A 22,372-nucleotide genomic window follows, 5' to 3' on the forward strand; every position below is an offset into this window, starting at 1 on the left:
GAACTTACATCATCTCCTTATTAGATCTTTGCAGCGTTAATGCTTCATAATTGTAAGCTGAGTGTGATCATTTTTGATAAACGCATAGCACTTCATACAATCGTCATCACTTTGATATATCCTATCCTTTAGTCATAGAATAATTTATAGTCAAAGAAGTCTAAAATGGTTACAAGGCAACCGAGTACAAGTAGCAAGTAATACGAGAGCAGGCTTAACGAGGTTAACACTGTAACCATTCAGTAGTTCACTGACTATAAATGCATAATACTCCTATTTAAATCGTTATCTGTAATAAATTAATCCTTATCTTTTATTCTGTCTTTAGTTAATGACTAAGCTCTAGGTCTTTGTTTTATGCCTAAAACCAATTCAATTTATGACATTAAAACCAAACCATCAAAATATGCAGAATTTATGCAAGTGCATAAGATTAGGACGCCAAAATATAAGTTTTATCTAGAGCGGGGTGGTAACGAAGGGGATCCGATAATCTTACTTATTATGGGACTAGGTGCTCAATCTTTAGTATGGTCAAATGTTTTTTGCAAACGCTTGATTGAATCTGGCTTTCAAGTGATTCGATTTGATAATAGAGACATCGGCAAATCTAGTAAGCTTAAGCATAAAAATAAACTGACTAAAGAATATCAAAGTGCTGCTAAGAAATTAAAACTATTATCAAAGTTTAAGTTGGGTCTTCCTTTGAGCATAGATGATAAGAGCATCCCCTATACGCTGTTTGACATGAGCGAGGATGTGAATCAGCTTCTCAATGCGCTTGAAATTGAACATTGTCATGTCTTAGGAATGTCAATGGGCGGTATGATTGCGCAAATTTTAGCCTCGCAATACCCACATAGAATTACCAAGTTAGGGCTACTTGCTACTAGCAATAATAAACCTTTTCTTCCACCACCTAAGCTGGATGCTATCAGAGCGTTGACTAAGCCGCTCCCAGACGACAAAGATCCTAAAAAGATTATATATGATAATGTTGACATGCAGAGAGTCATTGGTTCGCCAGACTTGTTTGATGAGCGCCTCGCTTTAAAGAAGGCAAAACTATTGTATAAGCGCCGTTTTTATCCTAAAGGGGTGTCACGTCAATTATTGGCTGTTTTAGCGACCGGATCATTAGTAGATATAGACAAGCTTATCAAACAACCCACCTTAATAGTGCACGGTGAAAATGATAGATTATTGCCCCCTGCTCACGGAAACAGTCTTTCAAAAACCATCCCCCATGCTGACTTTAAATTAATACCCGGTCTAGGACATGATATTCCTTATGCGTTGGCTCGCTACCTTGCAGACTTGTTTGCAGATCACTTTAAAAATGAAAGCGACAATTAGTGCCTAAAAAGTCTCTTATAGCAAATTAAGAACCGTCAAAGTAATACAAATAAAACGCCAAAATAGTTGGATCAGTGATTCAAACTAAGTCTAACTAGGATAGAGTATTTTATAGAGAGGCATAAGTTCAAAACCATGAGTTATAAAAAAAGCACTCTAATATTTAGAGTGCCTTTTCAAAAAATATTTTGATATCGTTAAGTGGATAAATAATAAATTACCACATCATAAACTTAGTAAATTTTAGATTAAATTAAAGTTTTTCAGAAGTTTTAGAGATAACGTCGTTTAAAATCCATACAGGTCTAACCACACCATCCGTTTCATCTTTAACCGCTTCTTGGCGGATATCTAATAAGTAACGGTATCCTGGCTCAAAGGTAAAACCTTGGATGTCACCAGAAAGTGTATTGAAGTTTTTCTGGAATGGCTGACGATACTGTAAACATTCACTTTGAACCACAGAACCATCAGTAGCAGTTAAGTTACACACTGCTTTATTAGGATCAACTTCGATTTTGATGCTAGGGATATCAATAACCTTAACCACTTTGGCTTCACCATCGACCACCATAGCACGCTCGTCGTCATATTGAGTGGTCGTACAACCAGCTAAAGCAACCGTTGCAAGTAAAACAGATGATAATAAATATTTCATAAATAACCCCTTAGATAATTGAAAATAGAACAACTAGAAATTGAAAATAATTGTGAATTATAAAAATAAAAACAACACACCAATATAAATCTATTTCGATAAAAAAGATTTATAGCTAGAAACTAACTTATTACTAATAGCTTAAAATTAAATGAATGACAAATATTATAAATCACAACTTGTTATATCAAAGTTAATTATAAAGACAACTTTACATTGCTATCTATATTCAATTTGTAATCTTCAGTTACAGAAATCAGTTAATAAACACTATTTGTTAATTAGGTGTACAAACATAACAAAACGCCATTTTTTTATGACCTAACTATAATTAACCAAATTAGTGCAAACTACAGTCAACTTTAACTTCGATAATCGGCATTGATGCTGACATAGTCATGAGATAAGTCACACGTGTAGACCGTATCACTCGCTTCACCCAGGCCCAAATCAATCTCAATGGTGATTTCAGGCCGACTCATCACCTCTTGCCCTTGCGCTTCGGTATAACTTGGGTCTAATTGTCCTCGGGTACAAATGGCAACATCATCAAGTTTCACACTGACTTGGTTAGCATCAAGATTTTCAGCACCTGAGTAACCCACCGCTGCCACAATACGACCCCAGTTTGGATCGCTGGCAAAGAATGCTGTTTTAACGAGTGGTGAATGAGCAACAGCGTAGGCCACATCGCAACAATCCTGAGTCGTTTTACCCCCAGTAACTTTCACCGTAATAAATTTAGTCGCCCCTTCCCCATCACGCACAATTAACGTTGCTAAACGCAAAAAGACGTCTTCAAGCGCTTCATAAAGCTTTTCAAAGTGAGGATGGTCTTTAGAGTCTATCAACTCTGAGTTTGAGGTTCCTGTTGCTACTAAAACACAGCAATCATTGGTTGACGTATCACCATCTACGGTAATGCGATTAAAGGATCGATCTGTTAACTCGCCCAATATTTGTTGTAACAAGGATTGTGATACATGAGCATCAGTAGCCACAAAGCCTAACATGGTAGCCATATTAGGCCGAATCATACCGGCACCTTTTGAAATACCAGTAATAGAATAGCTCGTCTGAGCATCAACTTTAACCTTCGTACTGGCTACCTTAGGTATAGTATCAGTCGTACGAATGGCATTGGCAGCTGGCAACCAGTTATCGGGCTTTAATTGACTTAAACAGGATTCTAGCCCTTTAATGATTGCGTCACTATTGATAGCTTCCCCAATGACGCCGGTTGAAAAAGGCAGTACCTGATTGGTATCTACCCCCGTTTTATCAGCCAATGCAGTACAGGTTTCCAATGCACGGCTGTACCCTTCTGTACCGGTTGCCGCATTGGCATTTCCCGTATTAATTAATAGAAAACGAGGAGACTTGCTTTGATCATTGAGCTGATTTAGATGCTCACGAACCAATAATACAGGTGCTGCACAACATTTATTAGTCGTCGTCACACAGCTTACGGTTGCAGTCTCACTTAGACGAAACACAACTAAATCATCTCGGTTTTTATAACGAACACCAGCCGCAGTGATCCCTATATCGATACCTTGAATGTCATAAATAATATCTGGCGGTGCAATATTTCCAACAGGCATATAAATCCTTTGTAAGTATAGTTATTAGTCATACCTTTTCTATAAAACAACTTATCGGTTTAACGCTCGGTTAGGCTCAATGAACCTACTATTAATAGCACTAGCATTCTAGTAGTATTAGCATTTGCCTTCCGCGATTGGTTATTTTGTAGATTGAGTATAAAGTGAAAACGGTAATAGTACTTCACTCACCCCTAACAAAATAATTAACTTTAAAACTCAAATGAAGCCCAAATCGGCGCATGATCAGACGGCTTTTCCATCGCCCGCAACTCATAACTGATACCAGCATCTATACAGTTATCTTTGATATCTTCAGTGCATAAAATATGATCAATCCTTAACCCCCGTTTTGGATCATCATCGAAGCCACGGCTGCGATAATCAAACCAACTAAACTTCTCATTAGAATCAGGGTAGTGAATTCGATACGTGTCAAATAACTGACGACTCATTACAGCACTATACCATTCACGCTCTTCAGGTAAAAAGGATGTTTTTCCAGTTTTCAACCAGCGCTGAGCATTTTTCTCACCAATACCAATGTCGATATCTTCTGGCGCAATATTCATATCACCCATTATAATAAGCGTCCTTCCTTCTGTCTTCAATGAGTCAATATATTTATTCAAAGATGCATAATAGTCGCGCTTCATTGGGAACTTAATAGCATGATTACGGTTTTCTCCTTGCGGAAAATAACCATTTAACACATCAACTTCTTGCCCTCCAAACTCATATCGTGCATGAATAAATCTCTTTTGAGACTCTTCAACGTCATCAGGAAAGCCTTTTTGGACAAAAATAGGCGCGACTTTTGATAATAAGGCGACACCATAATGCGCTTTTTGACCAAAGTATTCAACATGGTAACCCAGCGATTCGATATTCGCTAAAGGAAACTGTTCATCATGAACTTTGGTCTCCTGTAGACCCATAACATCTGGATCTATAATATCCTTCACCGCTTCTAGCTGATGTTGACGGGCTCTAATTCCATTAATATTAAAACTGACAAAACGGGTCATAAACCTACATATCCTAAATCTTTAAAATGAATTTATCCTGCTAATACTTGTACTTAATATTCTACTTTATTTCGTTAATTAGCAGTTTATATCGTTAATTTGCACGTCATATCGTTCATTAAGGGAGCAATCGTACTACTTGCCAGCCTTCACCAACGAATGAGTTCATATTTTTTTGTTTATAAAGCAGTCGATCGTGTAATCTATTGGGACGCCCCTGCCAAAACTCTATTTCAGAGGCTTTTATTTGATAACCTCCCCAGAAGTCTGGCGTTGGGACCTTTTTACCTTCTGGGTACTGTTGCTTTAATTCAGCAAAGCGTTTATCTAGGACTTCACGGCTTGCTACTTCGCCACTTTGAGGTTGGCTGACCCAAGCACCAATCTGACTCTCATAGGGACGCTTTTGAAAATAATCATCTGTTTTAGCACGATCTATCTTTGCAATAGTACCTCGAACTCTCACTTGTCGCTGCATATCGTGCCAAAAAAATAAACTTTCCGCCTGAGGATTTTCAGCGATATCTTCACCTTTATGACTAAGGTAATTGGTATAAAATACGATACCAAAATCATTCACCTCACGAACCAATACCGTCCGAACAGAGGGCTGCTTATCAGCACCACAAGTTGCCAAGCTTATGGCGTAAGGCTCAGGTACCTTAGACTCTATTGCCTCATTAATCCAACGTTTTAGCAATTCAAAAGGGTTATCAGGTAGCATCTCTTCATACAGAGCCCCTTTTTCATAAGAGACTCTTTGATCGGAAAAATCCATACTCTACTCTCACAAAGTTATATTAAACTAGTTATCGTTATATGGGTCGTTATTAAATGGTTTATATTGACCTTAACCCGCCATGACTTGCTTCACTTTATCCGCAAGCTCATTGGTCAGATTTTCACACTCCGCTTGATCGTCAAGCTCAACCATAACTCGGATTAATGGCTCTGTGCCAGATTTACGAATCAATATTCGACCACGACCTTCAATATTTTTAGAGGCATTATCAAAGGCTTGTGCCAGCTCTGGAAAACTATAAGGGTCTACCATTTTCTCCACCCTCACATTGACTAAATGCTGCGGTAATAAACTAAAGCCTGTCATTAACTGACTCAAGCTCTGCTTCGTTTGCACCATGACTGCTAACACTTGCAGTCCTGCAATGATGGCATCCCCAGTACGGCTTTTGTCCAAACATAAGATATGACCAGAAGGCTCTCCCCCTAATATCCACCCATGTGACTCAAGACCTTGCATCACATAACGATCGCCCACTTTAGCTCTTTCAAAAGTGATATTATTTGATTCGAGAGCTAATTGTAGTCCCATATTACTCATTTGGGTACCTACGACGCCTTCAACTTTGGCTTCCGTCTTAGTCGCTAATATATATAAGATACCGTCACCATCAACCAATTCGCCATTTTCATCGACCATAATAATACGGTCGCCATCACCATCTAAGGCAATACCCACATCGGCTTTATGCTCAAGTACTGATTGTTGTAGAGACTGTGGATGGGTGGATCCGCAGTTATCATTTATATTAATACCGTCAGGCGTATTGTGGATTGCAATAACATTAGCGCCGAGCTCACGTAACACGCGTGGACCCACACTATATCCCGAACCATTTGCACAATCGATAACGATGGTTAGGTCAGTCAAATCAAAGTTGTAGGGAAAACTACCTTTACAAAATTCAATATAGCGCCCTTTTGCATCATTGATACGGAAATGTTTACCTAATAGCGACGGATTATCTTGTTTATAATCTGCATGACCTTCTACCACTCCTTTAAGCTTACTATTGATGGCTTCTTGCATCTCATCACTGAGTTTAGTGCCATCGGCGCCAAAGAACTTAATACCGTTATCATAAAAGGGATTATGTGAGGCTGAAATCACCACGCCAGCATCTGCATGGAAGCTACGGGTCAAATGTGCAATGGCAGGTGTTGGTAATGGACCTATCATGTGAACGTCGACACCAGCAGAATTAAACCCTGCTTGAAGAGCGGCCTCAAGTACATATCCTGAAAGACGGGTATCTTTACCAATTAGTACACTCGGTTTTTTATTACTTTTTGTATGGTTTTCAACTAATACTTGACCCGTCATATAGCCCAATTTAAGAACAAAATCTGGTGTGATAGGAAACTTTCCAAATAACCCCCTAATACCATCCGTACCAAAATAACTCATAAAAACCTCAAAATATTTAAAATTTAAAAAAGAAAAATTTAAAATAGAAAAATTAAAAAAAATAGGACACTATTACCTATTATTAATATACTACAAAAAAAAGACCAAAAGATAATGTCTTTTGGTCTTATTATATACAAATTAAAGAAAGGTCTTTATAACAGAGACTCAATGCCTCAATGAACGTCCAAATTTTAATTAGTTCACTCGATAGTTCGGGGCTTCCTTAGTAATTTGAACATCATGAACATGAGACTCTTTCATACCTGCCGAGGTCACGCGAATAAACTCAGGTTTGGTGCGCATCTCATCGATAGTCGCACTACCTGTATAGCCCATTGATGAACGTAGACCACCAACTAACTGGTTGATAATACCATTAACCGGTCCTTTATAGGGAACACGTCCTTCGATACCTTCTGGTACCAGCTTCTCAACACCATCTTTTGCGTCTTGGAAATAACGATCTGATGATCCATTAGAGCCGGACATAGCGCCTAAGCTACCCATACCGCGGTAAGCTTTATAATAACGCCCTTGGAAGAGTTCAACTTCTCCTGGCGCTTCCTCTGTACCTGCCAATAAAGAACCCACCATGATACATGAGGCACCAGCAACAATTGCTTTTGCCATATCACCAGAGTAACGAATGCCACCATCGGCTATCAATGGAATACTGTCTTTTAAAGCAGATGCTACATTATCAATTGCAGAGATTTGGGGGACACCAACACCGGCAATAATACGCGTGGTACAGATTGAACCAGGACCGATACCTACTTTGACAGCGTTTGCACCTGCGTCACGTAGCGCAAGGGCGGCATCACCTGTCGCGATATTACCGCCAATCACTTGAATGTGAGGAAAGTTCTTTTTAACCCAAGCAACTTTATCAATAACACCTTTAGAATGTCCATGCGCCGTATCCACAACGATCACGTCTACTTCTGCTTCCGCTAAAGCTTCTACCCGTGCTGGCGTATCAGGTCCAGTACCGACTGCTGCGCCAACCCGTAATCGACCATGCGAGTCTTTACAGGCATTTGGATTGTTTTCTGCTTTGTTAAAGTCATTGACCGTGATCAAACCTTTTAAGGCAAAATTATCATCAACAACCAATACTTTTTCGATGCGGTGTTCATGTAGCAATTTCTTAATATTTTCATTGCTCTCCCCTTCTTTAACTGTCACAAGCTTATCTTGAGGGGTCATGACATTTTTAACAGGTTGATTGTGATTGGTTTCAAAACGGACATCACGGTGAGTCACGATACCCACAACTTGTCCACTGCCAGGCTCAACGACTGGAACACCGGAGATGTTATTTTCTTTGGTAATACGAAGAAGCTCACCGACACTTATATCTGGAGATACAGTAATAGGATCAACCACAGTACCGGCCTCAAACTTTTTGACACGGCGTACTTGCATAGCTTGGCGATCAATATCCATATTTTTATGGACGATACCCATACCCCCAAGTTGTGCCATAGTGATAGCCATCTCTGACTCCGTCACCGTATCCATTGCCGCAGAGATTATCGGAAGATTTAAAGAGATATCCTCGGTTAATCGCGTCGTTAATGAGGCTGATTTAGGTAGCACATCAGAATATGCTGGCAGGAGTAAAACATCATCAAAAGTTAAGGCATCATCTACGATTCGCAACATACAAACCCCTTGGCTAGAAAAATAAGCACTGTATTATAACAAAATAATTTATCAGGTGAGGTAATGAATTCACTCTACTATCAATACTAAGTTGTTGAAAGGTAACTAACTAAAGTTAACTAATTAAACTGGATGGTAATATCATTTATTCGTTATTTTTTAATTTACATTTATTTGGGGGCTTCACTATACTATTTCAACGCTCTCTCGACGTTAAGGTAATACGATCAGTTGGTAAACAGTAATTATGTTCTTCGCTTAAGTAATCAAGCATTTGTTTGCGTACATCACAGCTTAAATCCCATACTTCAAGCGGTCCTGCGGCACTTACTTTACCGCGAAGTTTAATCGTATCCTCAGTCACATCGGTTACTTGCACATCAGGCTCAGTCTCATTATCCCAAAGTTCATGGGCTTTGGTAAGCTCGATGAATTTTTGTTTAATTGCCTCAATATCTGCGCCGTAATCAACAAACAGGTAAACCGGATGCACCTGAGTGGTGGTAGTGTGTGACCAGTTTTCAATCACCTCTGTCACAAAGTGTTTCATAGGTACAATTAAGCGTCTATTATCCCATGTTTTCAAGACTGCGTAGGTATATCTTAAGTCTTCTACCTCAGACCAAATACCACTCAGCATCACTGTATCCCCAATACGTACAGGCTGAGTTAGGGCTACCTGAAACCCTGCTATAATATTTCCGAGAGTCGGTTGGGCGGCAATACCTATCACCGCACCTGCAATGCCTGCAGAAGTCAATAATGTCTTGCCAAGCCCTTCTAAGTTTGTAAACTCTGTTAAGCTAAACCAGAGTCCACCTAATACGATAACAAATATGAAAATGCGTCTAAATATCGATACATAGGTCATGCGCACGCGCTGAATATTAAATTGCTCTTCATCAAGCGCGTCAATCTGGTAATCTTGATATCGGTTAGCAAAGAAGTTAATACTTCTAATGCCGAGCCACAATGCACTTATTATCAACCCTATCCAAATTATAGGGCGTAGAGAGGTGGCAATAGCATCCACTTTAGGGAGGCTTCCAGATACCAAGGCAAACATCATTGAGAAACTTATAAAGACGGTTAAAGGTCCTGTTATTTTGTTAAATAAGTCGGTAATGCCTTTACCCTGTAAAGACATCTTATTGTGCTCGTCCTTGTTTAACTGTTTATTAGAATAAGCCTCAGTCAGTTTGGCGGCGCCCTTACTCATTAACAGACCGAGCCCCATTGTCAGTACCATCAAGATCAGTATGGCTAATATCTCCCAGATTCTTAGACCAAAAACCTCTATCGATAACCAATCTGGGAAATTACCTTCGAATTGAGCCGGCTTATGGATATCATACAAAGCATCAATATTCATGACAGTTTGCGATGAAAACACCCAAATCGGTGCCTGACCATCTACTTTTATGCGCTCTAAATAAATTGGTACACTGCGGTTTTTGTAATCAATAGATCCAAGCTTGATTGAGCGTCTTGGCACCCCATGAATGGGATTATTACCGCCTATCGATGGCTGTACTAAACCGTCTGCCCGATCGGGCATATCATCGAAAACGTACAAGTCTTTTTCGGATAATAGATAGTCAAGCTTTTTGACAAGCTTTTGGGCAAGCTCAATTTGCTGCGAGTCTTCAATAGAGTTGAGATTAAGTGAGTAGGCGGCCAATGCAAAGTTGTTTTGTAGATTGGCTGTATTAAAGAACTCTAGTGTTGCCAAGGGCGTTTCTAGATTAGGCGGGATGCTAGGCTTAGGAAGACCAGCGTTTAGTTTCTTAACTACATAATAAGCCTGGTTATATTCACCGATCAGTTCTGAATTGGCTTGAAGCTTACGGGTTGGGTAATTGTCTTCTTCCCCTTCTTCGTCGATTCGCTCTTTGATATAACCAGTTAGTGTCTTAGGTTGTTGAGCAATAGCCACTTCATCAGCGCTTGCATTAGTCACTTCATCAGCGCTTGCATTTTTCACCTGTGATGAAGATACCAAATTATTGTTATCTGAACGCTCAGCAACACCGCCTTCGGCATGGGCAGTAGGAAATACAGTAACCATCAATATACTAATGAATAGCGCCACCATCCACAGTCTCAAATCATTAACCCGTATTTTCTGGCTACTTCTGATTGGCTTTGAATGACTGTCCATACCCACCTTTGCTAGTAACTATTCATAGTAGCTATTAATAGTAGCTATTACTCAATAAGTTTATAAGACGTTTTACCGATATCAAGCTAAGGGCTACGTCTCATTAATAGTGTTTATAAAAAAACCTGCACCACTAATGAGCAGGCTAGTCCAAAGACCTTCTACTTACATTGACGTCATAAATAGTCGAAGTTTATAGTCTTTTTCTTGAAAATAATTAACTAAATACGGCGCCACGTCGTTCCACCTTTGCCATCTTCAAGTTCGATATTGCTATTTTGTAGCAATTCTCGAATTTCGTCTGCTCGTGCAAAGTTTTTATTGGCTTTAGCTGCTAATCGCTCGTCAATAAGAGCTTGGATTTGATCATCACTCATTTGATTTTCGCTATTTGCACCAATTTGCGCTTGCAAAAACTCAGTAGGAGGCAACTGACCGATATTTAACATACCTGCCAATGCTCTTAACTGCTCAGTCTTACGAGTTAGAGCAGATCTGACGCCTGAATCATCAGCCTCACGTGCCAGCTTATTGACTTCTTTTGCTAAGCTAAATAGCACACTGATCGCCAGTGGCGTATTAAAGTCATCGTTCATTGCCGCAATAAAGTCGGTGACATGGCTAGAATCGGGTAAGCTTTCATCGCTATCTGTCTGTGTCTTATTGCTATTTATATCATTACTAATTAGTTCATTGTCATTAATTTGGCTCAATACAGCATCCGCTGCCTTCAAAGCTTGATAAATACGGGTCAATCCAGAGTGCGCTTCTTTTAAAGCAGCATCCGAGAAATTTACCTGACTTCGATAATGACTGGATAAAATGAAGAATCGTATTGTTTCGGGATGGAATTTCTCCATCACCTCGCGTATCGTGAAGAAGTTACCCAATGACTTGGACATCTTTTCACCATCGACATTGATAAAACCAACATGCATCCAGTTGTTAGCATACGTACACCCTGTGGCAGCTTCAGACTGAGCGATTTCATTTTCATGATGTGGGAATTGCAAATCGTGACCACCACCATGAATATCAAAACTATTACCCAAGCATCTAGTCGACATAGCAGAGCACTCAATATGCCATCCAGGACGCCCACCGCCCCAGTGTGATTGCCACTGAGGCTCACCTTCTTTGGCCGCTTTCCAAAGTACAAAATCAAAAGGATTTTTCTTATCAGTATCCACCTCTACGCGAGAACCTGCCTGCAAATCCTCTAGTTTGCGTTTTGATAATTTTCCATAATCATCAAAGGTTTCCACAGCATAATAGACATCACCGTTCGACGCTGCATAGGCATGCTCTTTTTGCTCAAGTTTGCCAATCATGTCAAGCATATCATTGATATGATCAGTAGCACGTGGCTCCAAATCTGGATTCGTACAGCCTATTGCTGCCGCATCGTCGTGCATCGCCTCAATAAACCGATGAGTGAGCTCCCCTATCTCTTCTCCATTTTCATTAGCGCGTGCAATAATTTTATCGTCAATATCGGTTATATTGCGCACATAGGTCACCTCGTATCCTAAGTGACGCATCCAGCGAGAGATCACATCAAATGCCACCATAACTCTGGCATGACCTATATGACAATAATCATAAACGGTCATTCCACACACATACATCCCAACCTTACCTGCAACAATAGGCTCAAAGTTTTGTTTTTTGGTTGACATAGAGTCATAAATCTTTAAAGACGCTTGATGTTGCTGTAATTGACTTGCGATGTAGTCAGGCGTTCGTATTATATTAGTGTGTGATGACATAATGAAAAACCTTAAATTATATATACTGTTAACATAGGCGTACTAATAGATACAATGCTAGGTGCTTTTGCTAGCATATAGTTACTAGCATATAGTTACTAGCATATAGTTACTAGGATTTAGGTAGCTATTAGGTAGCTACATTGAACCGTTTAACTAATTTTTTGATGAGAGCCATCTTACCTAAGCTTGACTAAAAATGCTATATTTCATGACAATAGTTCAGCTATCGATTGAAAACGTTGTCTCATCACAAACGTTTTAATTTATAAACATCTTAACTTTAATCAGCTTCGTTTTTCGCTTAGTTAGATGTTTTAATTATTTCTTGAATTAGTGATGTAATGGTTGTGTCGATAGTAACTTTCAATAGCTCATAGATTCAATAGGTCTAAGAATCAATAGGTCATAGTAATAGCACTGAAGTTGTCACTCAAATAAATAAAGAGGCGTTCAATGGGAAACCGACTTACCAAGATATATACTCGCACCGGAGATGATGGAACGACTGGATTAGCAAACGGAGATAGAGTCAGTAAAGCAGATCAAATTTTTATCGTCATGGGTGATGTGGATGAGCTAAATGCCCATATAGGCATGATATCAGCATATGCTAATACACTCATAATTAGTCACTCCTCGTCAAATCCTACCTCTAGTAATCAGGTAGATAATCCATCTTTATCGTCCCTTCTTGAGACCATGAGTACCATTCAGCACCTATTATTTAATATAGGTGGTGAATTAGCAATGCCAGAGTATAAAGGTATTGATGAGGCCCATATTGCATGGTTAGAATCAGAAATTGACGTGATGAACAAACACCTTCCGCCTTTAAAAGACTTTATTCTGCCGGCAGGCTCGCTGTTGGTTAGCCAGATTCATATTGCCCGAACCGTTTGTCGTCGCAGTGAGCGTCAAGCTGTTCTTTTAAACAATATTAAGTCAGATTCATTGTCAAAAAACTCTGTGACATTATTGAATCGACTCTCAGATTGGCTCTTTGTATTGGCAAGATATTGCGCAAAACTTGAACACTCTCAAGAAGTATTATGGGATAAAACAATTTTAGATAAGTTCAGTAGATAGAATATTGATATATAGAGAGCGATTCCAATACTTGTTGCCCTAATACCAATTGTTGATATTACCCTATTTTGAAAGGCATACCTACACGTTACCAATATAGTCGTAGGCAACTAAAAAGCTACAGCGTTAACCTCACTTAGCCTACTAGAGTAGTACTTGCGCTTTGTTGCCTTGTATCTCATTTAGTTAACTATGACTATAGGTGCTTATTATAAAAATCTATAAAACAAAATAGTCCACTAAATGAGGACTATTTTGCTTGAAGAGGAGTTATCATAAAACAGTATAAAAATATACCGACTAAAGAAGTTAGTACGTACCCTCTTCTTCAATGATCACCATTTCAATATCATCGTTTTGAGGAACTTTATGATCTACTTTTGGCTCAGAGGGTTTACTACTGTTATTGGATGACGATGCATTGGTAGGTGCATTAGCAGTCGGTTTAGAGGCACTGCTATTATCGGCTGACGATGTATTGGGTGTAGAATTATTAGTACTTGGATTATTCGTATTCTGGCTTGGCGGCGTTGCAGGTCGTGGCTCAGGCTCGGGGCGCACGCGTGGCTCAGATCTTGTTGAAGGTTCGGCTGGTAATGCTGGAGCAGGTCTAGGCTGTACGACTCTAGGAGCCTCACGCTCTACATCAAGAGTGGCTTGAAACTGGGACTTAGCAATAATATCAGACACTGCTGCTAAGATAACAGGCTGTCCCACTATTCGTGAAGTGGTTCGTCCGCCTTGCATCCCTACCACATAATTGAAATTGTTACTGACCAGCATATTATTATTTAAAGTAATATTATCTGCCAGTAATAAATCTTTTAAATTACGATTTTCTAGGGAGTCATAGACTCTAGTAGCTCGAGTAATATCTTGATTGGGTAATGTTAAGCTTAAACTAGCACTACACGTGACCATACCTTGAGCATTCGCTTCTTGCAGTACCGTTGGATTAGCAACGTCTATTAATATAGAACCAACCGCATTATTAAGATTAGATAGGCTTAATGACTCACCTGCACTTTCAGCGTAAGCATTAAACATACTTTGTGTTTGTGAGTTAAGATTAGACTTGATAGACTGCGACAATTGAGTTAGTGCCACGGGATCATCACACTGTACCGTTTGTGGCGCTGTATTGGTAGTGACTTCAACCGGTGTTTCATCAGCATTTTTATCAGTAGTATCTTCTTTTTTGCCACAACTTACCGCCGTTAAAGCGCAGATTAAAGCGACACTAACTAAGCCTTTATTTTGGGAAACTAGATCTAAACTTAACTTCATTTTAACCTCTTGGAATACCTATACTTATCTATAAATCATCAACTCAAAATTTATAATTAAGTAGGTCGAATAGTGACAAATTTTAATAAAAATAATGCATCATTAGATTAAATAAGGATTTAATACTACATCTAGAAATTAACATATCAAGGAAGACGAATGCAAACCCTACAAATAGTAGGTGCAATGAGTCTGCCCGAGTTTAAAAAGGATAAGTTATTTAATAGAATAAGTTATGTAATAGAAAAGGAATTATCCGCTCTAATAGCCATTGTGCAGTCTATTATACGTCAAACCTTCTCAATATACTAAATAGTATCTTTAATTTGCAAATTTAAAATTGTATTTAGCCTTTTAGTGAATGCTTTACTTACTCCCTCATATAATACTATACGGACGTAAGTGTTTTGGTGTAGACCTAGCTATTTGAAGAAACTAGACCAGAATACGCTTTATCAAATAACTTTTATATCAACTCAATAGGCACTCTATTATGATCAATCACCCTCAACCATCAATACCGGCTCTTCTAGATCGTACTTCCACTCGAATGATGGGGCATAGAGGAGCGCGCGGAGAAGCATTGGAAAATAGCCGTGCTGGGTTTGAGCACCTTCAACAGCTATGCTGTCGATCCCAAAACAAATTAGTGGGTGTCGAGTTCGATGTTCAACTGACATTAGATGGTAAACTTGCCGTCTTTCATGATGATACTTTGCAAAGAATATACGGCAGCCAGTCGCGTATCGATCAGTCCAATAGCCAAGAGTTATTCAATAAAACCAATCAATCACTAGCGATAGGACGTCATCCAATACTACTACTTGACGATATGCCCTCAATGCTAGCAGGCTATCAGCATATTGAGCTTGAAATAAAAACGCATAATAGAACCAACTATAATAAATTGACAGAAGCTTTAGCTGATAAACTCAACTCAAAGTCTTTTAAAGACTTACCCATAACGCTAACCAGCTTTGATATCATGCTGCATCAACATCTACAAAGACATCGTTTTTTAGCACAATTTGATCGCGGACTTTTAATTGAACCTCTAGCAACTCAGGACAATATCGTCAGTACCAGAATGCCACTTTCTCAAACTCCTCAAATAGCCTTGCGTTTAGGGTGTCGTAGCGTTGGGCTGTACTATCCCCTTTACTCTAAGGCTATGATACAACTGTGTCGTCGTTATAATCTTTCAACCACTGCTTGGACAGTGAATAGTAATGAAGAGGCGATCCGTTTAATAAAGCTAGGCGTGGACTATATTATCACTGATTATCCGTCTAGAATGCTAAAGCTATAAGGGTTAAATAGATTAAGTTTGATTAAGGTTTTGATAAAGATTTAATCTGGCTATGACTATAATAACAAAGCTGCCACATAACGTATGCGGCAGCTTCATTTGTCATTAAAATTGAAGCAACTAACCTATAGGGTCGTCTGACCGGTAAACATCTGACGCATTCGTTTTTTATCATGCTTACCAACGGATGTTTTGGGCAGATCATCAACGATTTTGAAGTATTCAGGGACTCCATATTTTGGAATCATACCCTTCTCTGCCGCTTGCTCAACCAAGGCTTTAATATCTTCAGGCTTGGTATCTTGACAGTTTGGCTTCAGCACAATAGCGGCTAACGGACGCTCTCCCCATTTTTCATCACGCACACCTATCACTGCAACGTCAGCCACAGCAGGATGCAATGACAGTATGGTTTCAATCTCAAGTGACGATATCCATTCGCCGCCAGACTTAATCACATCTTTTAGGCGATCAGTAATTTTTAAGGTACCATTATCAGTCATAAAGGCGATGTCTTCAGTGTGCATATAGCCACCTTCCCAAAGCTCTACGCCGGCATCGGTATTTTTAAAATAGCTTTGGGTTAACCATGGCGCACGAAGTACTAGTTCACCCGTTTGCTCGCCATCTTGAGGCAAGGCTTTACCCTCGTCATCCCAAATTTTCGCCTCTACCATAATCACAGGCTTACCAGTCAAGCTACGACGTTTGGCGTCCTCTTCAAGACTCATCTCAGGATCATCAGCCCTAAACTCAGTGAGACTAATAAGCGGTGCTGTTTCTGACATACCATAACCCGTATAGACCTCGATACCAGCCGATAATGCCGTTTTTGCCAGCCCTTCTGTCAAGCGCGACCCGCCGATAATCATCTTAAGCCCATCAAACGTTTTACCCTCAGCATCGGCTTGTTTTAAAAGCATCTGCAATATCGTAGGCACACAATGGGTGATGGTCACTTTCTCGTCTTCGATAAGCTTCAGTAGCACATCAGGGGAGTAGCGACCTGGATACACCTGTTTCATGCCAAGCATCGTGGCGGTATAAGGAAAGCCCCAAGCCAATACATGGAACATCGGCGTCATCGGCATATACACATCACCCAATACCAGACCCTGCTTCTGTGGCAATACCCCTAACGTTGCCGCTTCCGCTAACGCATGAAGCACCAATTGACGATGACTAAAGAAGACTCCTTTTGGATCACCCGTAGTCCCTGATGTATAGAAGGTTGAGGCAATCGTATTTTCATCGAAGTCTTCAAACTCAAACTCATCACTGGCCTCCTCTATCAAGGTTTCATATTCGCCTAACACTCGAGACTGGTTGTCACCAAACACGCCATCACTGCTCATACCATTATCATCTAGCCAAATAATATGCTCGATTGACGAGTTTTCAAATTGATAGTCTTTCACCATCGGCGCAAACTCAGAATTTAATAGCAATACTTTGGGCTTAGCATGATTAATGGTATATAGGACTTTTTCTGGGGACAGTCGAATATTGACAGTTTGTAGTACATATTGCGACATAGGCACAGCAAAATAGGACTCTAAAAAACGGTGACTGTCCCAATCCATCACAGCGATCACATCACCCTTATCCAAGTTCAACTTATCGAAGACATTGGCAAGCTTTGCAATGCGTGAAAACAGCTCAGTATACGTCATATGCTTTTTATCAGCATAGACGATTTCCTCATTTTGTGAGGTTACTTTAGAGCGATTAAGCAGTTGCTTGATAGTTAATGGGAAGGTGTACGCTTGTGGCGCGGCAGTATAGTGATTGGTCATGTGATAGTCCATTTATTCGTTTGATTAGTGTGGTTCAAAATGAGGCATATTTATGCTCCCACTTATCATCCTGTTATTTGATTTAGATGGTATTTATACCATTTAATTATGGTTTTAGAGCTGGTTTTTAATATCTGCAAGAAGAATTTCAGATCGTTGATAAAGCCAGTTACTTTAAAAGCAAGTTAGTTTAGAGTTTTCACTTTAGAGTTTAAGTCAATATTTTAAAAACCCAACTAATTATAACTACGTTATTCTATGGTAGCTAATCCTGCCATCCGCTTGTATCTACCAGTCTTGGCGGAGCGAGGACTAAGTCAAGATGAGTTACTGTTTTCTCGATACCTCATCTTGACAAGACCTCGCAGTCCGCCCAGACCAGTAGGATACCGCTTTTGTCAGGGCTAAACCGCTCTCACGGTTCACGTTTAATAGCTCACAGTTAAATCAATTTAGACTTACTGACTCTATTAAGCCGTCAAATAATCATATTTAAATCAGTGGTGTCTGTAAAGCCATACCTTATAAAAGCAACATTTAACAAACAACCTGATATCATGTTCGAATATCAGGTTGTTTAAAATACCTCATTCTCAACTCTTAACGTAGGCTTTGGCTTTAGCCCAGCATTATGATTGAAGGTCTTGATTTACTGAGTAAAACACCATCCATGAATAGTGGATTTTAAAAAGTTAAGCGCGGAGTTTAAATATTAAATTATTCATTGACTGACCATTTAGTTTAATAATCATTAAGCCTATATGACGCCTATATTTTAGCTTAATTCCCAAACATCTCGCGCATGCGTTTTTTATCATGCTTACCCACCGATGTCTTAGGCAGCTCGTCAACAATTTTATAGTTTTCAGGGATACCGTATTTTGGAATAATTCCTTTTTCCGCCGCTTGGACTGTCAAGGCTATAATGTCTTCAGGATTGGTCTCTTCAAAACCCGCCTTAAGCACAATAGCTGCTAAAGGACGCTCACCCCACTTTTCGTCTTGAATACCAATGACGGAGACATCAGCGACAGATGGATGAAGAGATAATATGGTTTCAATCTCAAGTGACGATATCCATTCACCGCCGGTCTTGATCACATCTTTTAGGCGATCAGAGATTTTTAACATTCCCTCTGTACTCAGATAAGCAATATCTTGGGTGTGCATATAGCCACCCTTCCATAACGCTTCACCTGCATCAGGATTTTTCGCATAACTTTGAGTGAGCCACGGCGCCCGTAATACAAGCTCCCCTGAGTTTTTACCATCAGCAGCAACTTCATTTCCCTCATCATCCCAAAGCTTCATCTCCACCATCATAACCGGTTTCCCTGATAGACAGCGACGCTTCACATCCTCTTCGAGACTCATCTGTGGATCGATGGCGCTGAATTCAGTAATACTAATTAAAGGCGCCGTTTCTGACATACCATATCCCGTATAGATTTCTATACCAGCTGATAATGCTCTTGTCGCAAGACCTTCGGTAAGATGAGAGCCACCTGTGATCATTTTTAAACCATTGAATTTTTTGCCGTCTATACGGGCTTGTTCAAGCACCATTTGCAAAATGGTTGGCACGCAATGTGTGATTGTGACCTTTTCAGACTCAATTAAATGCAACAATTTTTCAGGGATATAGCGTCCAGGATAGACTTGTTTCAGACCTAACATGGTAGCGACATAAGGAAAACCCCATGCCATCGCATGAAACATTGGCGTCAGCGGCATATAAACATCGCCATGAACCACACCTTGCTTCTGTGGCAACGCGCCTAAAGTCGCTGTCTCAGCTAGAGTATGAAGTACTAACTGACGATGACTAAAAAATACCCCTTTAGGATTTCCTGTGGTGCCTGAGGTATAAAAGGTAACTGCCGTACTATTTTCATCGAAATCTTCAAACTCAAAATCATCACTGACGCTATCTAACAGCTGCTCATATTCACCCACTAGGCGTGATTGACTAATGCCCAATACGCCATCACTACTGGTACCATTATCATCTAGCCATATCACATGCTCAATTGAGGAGTTTTCAAACTGGTAGTCTTTGACCATAGGTGCAAATTCGGAGTTTAACAGCAACACTTTGGGTTTTGCATGATTAATGGTATACAATACTTTTTCAGGTGAGAGTCTAATATTAACCGTTTGCAAGATATATTGTGACATGGGAACGGCGAAATAAGACTCTAGAAATCTTGGCGTATCCCAGTCCATCACTGCGACGACATCGCCTTTTTCAAGATTTAAAGACTTCAGCACATTGGCTAACTTAGCAATCCGACTAAATAGTTCCTTGTAGGTCATTCGCTGTTTATCAGCAAAGACAATCTCTTGCTCTTGGGAGGTGGCCCTACAGCGGTTCAACAAATGTTTGATAGTTAGAGGATAGTCGTAAGCTTGTGACGCAGCGGGGTATTGATTATTCATGATATAGTCCATTATGTCATTGATTAAGTTGTATCTGATGAACGCTTCAACGCGGAACATTCAAGCAGAGTTCTTACGAGGTCTGATATTTTGTACATTACTCAGACTTTTTACTCGAAACTTAAAAGAGGGTTTTAACAAGCTGGTTAACAGCTTACTTAACGTACAACCCAAAACCATGCTTTTATTAGGTCCAAGTGCACTCTATATATAATTCCTTTATAGCTAAGGATAGTGAACTGTTCGATGTAAGTAAAGCAATTAGTGACTAAAATTGAACCCTTAATATTTAACCATTTAGTGGGATTAAATTTGCCGTTTTTGAACACTTGTTTTGTCGTTTAAGTACCGTGGTTATGTAGACCCTAATTTTAGATTTTAAGAAGACTATTTATGCCTAAGCCAGATTTATCTCGTCTTGACTCGACTTTATCCTCAAGTTCAGCCTTTGATGCAACTGATTATGAAGACGAGGAACTGATTGACCCCATTGATGATGAGCTTGAAAATACAGTACTCAGACTCAGTGATTATCTTAATGCCATTGAGCTTGTGGTAAAAGAAACCTTTCGCCATAGCGTGTGGGTAAAAGCGGAAATTCGCAATCTTTCTAGCAAAGGCGGTCATTATTATTTTGAATTGGCAGAAAAAGATGACAATGGAAAAGTCATAGCCAGTTGCCGTGGTAACTTGTGGCGTTTTAAGGCGACTCGTGTACTCACTAAGTTTGAGCGTGCCACCGGCATGAAGCTTGAGAGAGATGTGACGGTTTTGCTGAACGTCAATGCCACGTTTCATCCGCTATACGGCTTTTCATTAGCAATTAACGACATTGACCCAAGCTATACTCTAGGGGATTTGGCCCGTCAGTATGCTGCCATGCTTGAGCGTTTAAGCGGAGAAGGTCTTCTTGAGCTTAACAAACAACTGCCTACTCCATTTGATATTGAGCATGTATTAGTCATCGCTCCTGAAAAAGCAGCGGGACTGGGGGATTTTCGTGCCGATGCCGATAGGCTTCAACGTACCGGTGCTTGCAATTTTCATTACCATCATGCCACTTTCCAAGGCAATCATGCTCCAAAAGAGATTCGTCATGCTATTATCAAAGGTATGTTGACCTTTAAAAAGACATTTGATCGTCTACCCGATGTGATGGTGATTATTCGCGGCGGGGGTGCTGTCGGAGATTTGGCTTACCTTAATGATTATGAGCTTGCCGCCTTAGTTGCCGAGCAGCCGATACCGGTTTGGGTCGGTATCGGACATGAGCGTGATAATGTCATTTTAGATGAAGTGGCGCATACCAGCTTTGATACTCCCTCAAAGGTAATTGCCGGAATTACCAATCATCTAGCAAGCTTAATGCAGCGTACTCAAGGTTATGCTGATCATATCAAACAAGCCAGCAAGCAACAGCTTTCGCAAGCGTCACTGGCAACGGATCGGCAATTTACTGCTATTCAAAGTTCTAGCACTTATAATTTGCAGCGCTGGCAGCACCTTAGCGACAATCATTTTAATACCGTAAAACAATACACTAGGTTTAAATTACGCGAAGTCTCATTGACGACAGAAAGCAATATGCTTAGTATTCGCAAGCTGAGTTATAACAACTTAGGCCGTTTGTCCTCTGATATCGAACACAAATACCTCTCTATTCAAGACAATAGCTATAAGCAACTCAATGACATGTCTAAAGAGATACGCCACTACCAACAAATTGTGTTAATTCAAAATCCTGCACGTTTGCTAGATCAAGGCTATGCGTTTGTTAAGAATGAAGTAGGTCGTTATCTTAATTCGATGAAAACCATCGAAAAAGGAGATATGGTGAATGTTGAGCTTAGTGATGGGGAGCTCAGTGCAGTCGTCACAAAAGTTAAGCCCAAAGATGATACTAAAACTAATAATGACGCTACCTTATCACCATTATTGGATTAAACTCTAACTTTAAATTTTAATCTTATTTGTAATTTAATTATTATTTTCTAAG

General features: G+C 39.8%; 15 protein-coding genes. 4 read left to right on the plus strand and 11 right to left on the minus strand.

Translation table 11 applies throughout. From position 1 onward, the window contains the following. The first annotated feature begins 357 nt into the window (after positions 1 to 357). The gene (locus AC2SLT_RS07905) at positions 358 to 1,356 is read left to right on the plus strand and encodes an alpha/beta fold hydrolase (RefSeq protein WP_486547112.1); all 999 of its coding nucleotides are present in this window, start codon (positions 358 to 360) and stop codon (positions 1,354 to 1,356) included. Positions 1,357 to 1,609: 253 nt separating this feature from the next. Here AC2SLT_RS07905 and AC2SLT_RS07910 read toward each other — a convergent pair whose 3' ends face one another. The 8 genes from AC2SLT_RS07910 to cysS all read right to left on the minus strand — a co-directional run bounded on the left by AC2SLT_RS07910 (position 1,610) and on the right by cysS (position 12,366). Continuing rightward, the gene (locus tag AC2SLT_RS07910; RefSeq protein WP_486547113.1) at positions 1,610 to 2,014 is read right to left on the minus strand and encodes a DUF4377 domain-containing protein; all 405 of its coding nucleotides are present in this window, start codon (positions 2,012 to 2,014) and stop codon (positions 1,610 to 1,612) included. Positions 2,015 to 2,376: 362 nt separating this feature from the next. Next, on the minus strand, positions 2,377 to 3,618 hold the full coding sequence (gene argJ, locus AC2SLT_RS07915; protein ID WP_486547114.1) for a bifunctional glutamate N-acetyltransferase/amino-acid acetyltransferase ArgJ: 1,242 nt from the start codon (positions 3,616 to 3,618) through the stop codon (positions 2,377 to 2,379). Between the two features lie 212 nt (positions 3,619 to 3,830). Then, complete coding sequence (xthA, locus tag AC2SLT_RS07920) at positions 3,831 to 4,646, minus strand: exodeoxyribonuclease III (protein ID WP_486547115.1); 816 nt, start codon at positions 4,644 to 4,646, stop codon at positions 3,831 to 3,833. Between the two features lie 118 nt (positions 4,647 to 4,764). After that, positions 4,765 to 5,424 (minus strand): pyridoxamine 5'-phosphate oxidase, encoded by a 660-nt coding sequence (gene pdxH / locus AC2SLT_RS07925; protein WP_486547116.1) that lies wholly within the window; start codon positions 5,422 to 5,424, stop codon positions 4,765 to 4,767. A 72-nt stretch (positions 5,425 to 5,496) separates the two neighbouring features. Next, positions 5,497 to 6,855 carry a phosphoglucosamine mutase gene (gene glmM / locus AC2SLT_RS07930; RefSeq protein WP_486547117.1) on the minus strand — a complete coding sequence of 453 codons (1,359 nt, stop codon included), beginning with the start codon at positions 6,853 to 6,855 and terminating at the stop codon, positions 5,497 to 5,499. Positions 6,856 to 7,053: 198 nt separating this feature from the next. Next, complete coding sequence (guaB, locus tag AC2SLT_RS07935) at positions 7,054 to 8,526, minus strand: IMP dehydrogenase (protein ID WP_486547118.1); 1,473 nt, start codon at positions 8,524 to 8,526, stop codon at positions 7,054 to 7,056. 196 nt (positions 8,527 to 8,722) lie between these two features. After that, positions 8,723 to 10,687, minus strand: a complete 1,965-nt coding sequence (locus tag AC2SLT_RS07940) for a mechanosensitive ion channel family protein (RefSeq protein ID WP_486547119.1) — start codon at positions 10,685 to 10,687, stop codon at positions 8,723 to 8,725. A gap of 221 nt (positions 10,688 to 10,908) precedes the next feature. Beyond that, the gene (gene cysS, locus AC2SLT_RS07945; RefSeq protein ID WP_486547243.1) at positions 10,909 to 12,366 is read right to left on the minus strand and encodes a cysteine--tRNA ligase; all 1,458 of its coding nucleotides are present in this window, start codon (positions 12,364 to 12,366) and stop codon (positions 10,909 to 10,911) included. A 546-nt stretch (positions 12,367 to 12,912) separates the two neighbouring features. Here cysS and AC2SLT_RS07950 point away from each other — a divergent pair. Further along, positions 12,913 to 13,545 (plus strand): cob(I)yrinic acid a,c-diamide adenosyltransferase, encoded by a 633-nt coding sequence (locus tag AC2SLT_RS07950; protein ID WP_486547120.1) that lies wholly within the window; start codon positions 12,913 to 12,915, stop codon positions 13,543 to 13,545. A gap of 309 nt (positions 13,546 to 13,854) precedes the next feature. Here AC2SLT_RS07950 and AC2SLT_RS07955 read toward each other — a convergent pair whose 3' ends face one another. Beyond that, positions 13,855 to 14,832 (minus strand): hypothetical protein, encoded by a 978-nt coding sequence (locus AC2SLT_RS07955; protein ID WP_486547121.1) that lies wholly within the window; start codon positions 14,830 to 14,832, stop codon positions 13,855 to 13,857. A 493-nt stretch (positions 14,833 to 15,325) separates the two neighbouring features. Here AC2SLT_RS07955 and AC2SLT_RS07960 point away from each other — a divergent pair, with 493 nt between their 5' ends. After that, entirely contained in the window at positions 15,326 to 16,141 is an 816-nt protein-coding gene (locus tag AC2SLT_RS07960; protein ID WP_486547122.1) for a glycerophosphodiester phosphodiesterase, read from the plus strand. 125 nt (positions 16,142 to 16,266) lie between these two features. Here AC2SLT_RS07960 and AC2SLT_RS07965 read toward each other — a convergent pair whose 3' ends face one another. Then, a complete protein-coding gene (locus tag AC2SLT_RS07965; protein WP_486547123.1) occupies positions 16,267 to 17,937 on the minus strand; it encodes a fatty acid--CoA ligase in 1,671 nt (556 codons plus the stop codon). 780 nt (positions 17,938 to 18,717) lie between these two features. After that, positions 18,718 to 20,376, minus strand: a complete 1,659-nt coding sequence (locus AC2SLT_RS07970; RefSeq protein WP_486547124.1) for a fatty acid--CoA ligase — start codon at positions 20,374 to 20,376, stop codon at positions 18,718 to 18,720. 393 nt (positions 20,377 to 20,769) lie between these two features. On the opposite strand from AC2SLT_RS07970, the gene xseA reads away from it, so the two are divergent. Further along, positions 20,770 to 22,320 (plus strand): exodeoxyribonuclease VII large subunit, encoded by a 1,551-nt coding sequence (xseA, locus tag AC2SLT_RS07975; protein ID WP_486547125.1) that lies wholly within the window; start codon positions 20,770 to 20,772, stop codon positions 22,318 to 22,320. The last annotated feature ends 52 nt before the right edge of the window (positions 22,321 to 22,372 follow it).

The organism is Psychrobacter sp. CX18, from assembly GCF_057396215.1.

Coding starts and splice junctions, on each gene's coding strand:
- AC2SLT_RS07905 (WP_486547112.1), top strand. CDS start 358: ATGCCTAAAACCAATTCAATTTATGACATTAAAACCAAACCATCAAAA.
- AC2SLT_RS07910 (WP_486547113.1), bottom strand. CDS start 2,014: ATGAAATATTTATTATCATCTGTTTTACTTGCAACGGTTGCTTTAGCT.
- argJ (WP_486547114.1), bottom strand. CDS start 3,618: ATGCCTGTTGGAAATATTGCACCGCCAGATATTATTTATGACATTCAA.
- xthA (WP_486547115.1), bottom strand. CDS start 4,646: ATGACCCGTTTTGTCAGTTTTAATATTAATGGAATTAGAGCCCGTCAA.
- pdxH (WP_486547116.1), bottom strand. CDS start 5,424: ATGGATTTTTCCGATCAAAGAGTCTCTTATGAAAAAGGGGCTCTGTAT.
- glmM (WP_486547117.1), bottom strand. CDS start 6,855: ATGAGTTATTTTGGTACGGATGGTATTAGGGGGTTATTTGGAAAGTTT.
- guaB (WP_486547118.1), bottom strand. CDS start 8,526: ATGTTGCGAATCGTAGATGATGCCTTAACTTTTGATGATGTTTTACTC.
- AC2SLT_RS07940 (WP_486547119.1), bottom strand. CDS start 10,687: ATGGACAGTCATTCAAAGCCAATCAGAAGTAGCCAGAAAATACGGGTT.
- cysS (WP_486547243.1), bottom strand. CDS start 12,366: ATGTCAACCAAAAAACAAAACTTTGAGCCTATTGTTGCAGGTAAGGTT.
- AC2SLT_RS07950 (WP_486547120.1), top strand. CDS start 12,913: ATGGGAAACCGACTTACCAAGATATATACTCGCACCGGAGATGATGGA.
- AC2SLT_RS07955 (WP_486547121.1), bottom strand. CDS start 14,832: ATGAAGTTAAGTTTAGATCTAGTTTCCCAAAATAAAGGCTTAGTTAGT.
- AC2SLT_RS07960 (WP_486547122.1), top strand. CDS start 15,326: ATGATCAATCACCCTCAACCATCAATACCGGCTCTTCTAGATCGTACT.
- AC2SLT_RS07965 (WP_486547123.1), bottom strand. CDS start 17,937: ATGACCAATCACTATACTGCCGCGCCACAAGCGTACACCTTCCCATTA.
- AC2SLT_RS07970 (WP_486547124.1), bottom strand. CDS start 20,376: ATGAATAATCAATACCCCGCTGCGTCACAAGCTTACGACTATCCTCTA.
- xseA (WP_486547125.1), top strand. CDS start 20,770: ATGCCTAAGCCAGATTTATCTCGTCTTGACTCGACTTTATCCTCAAGT.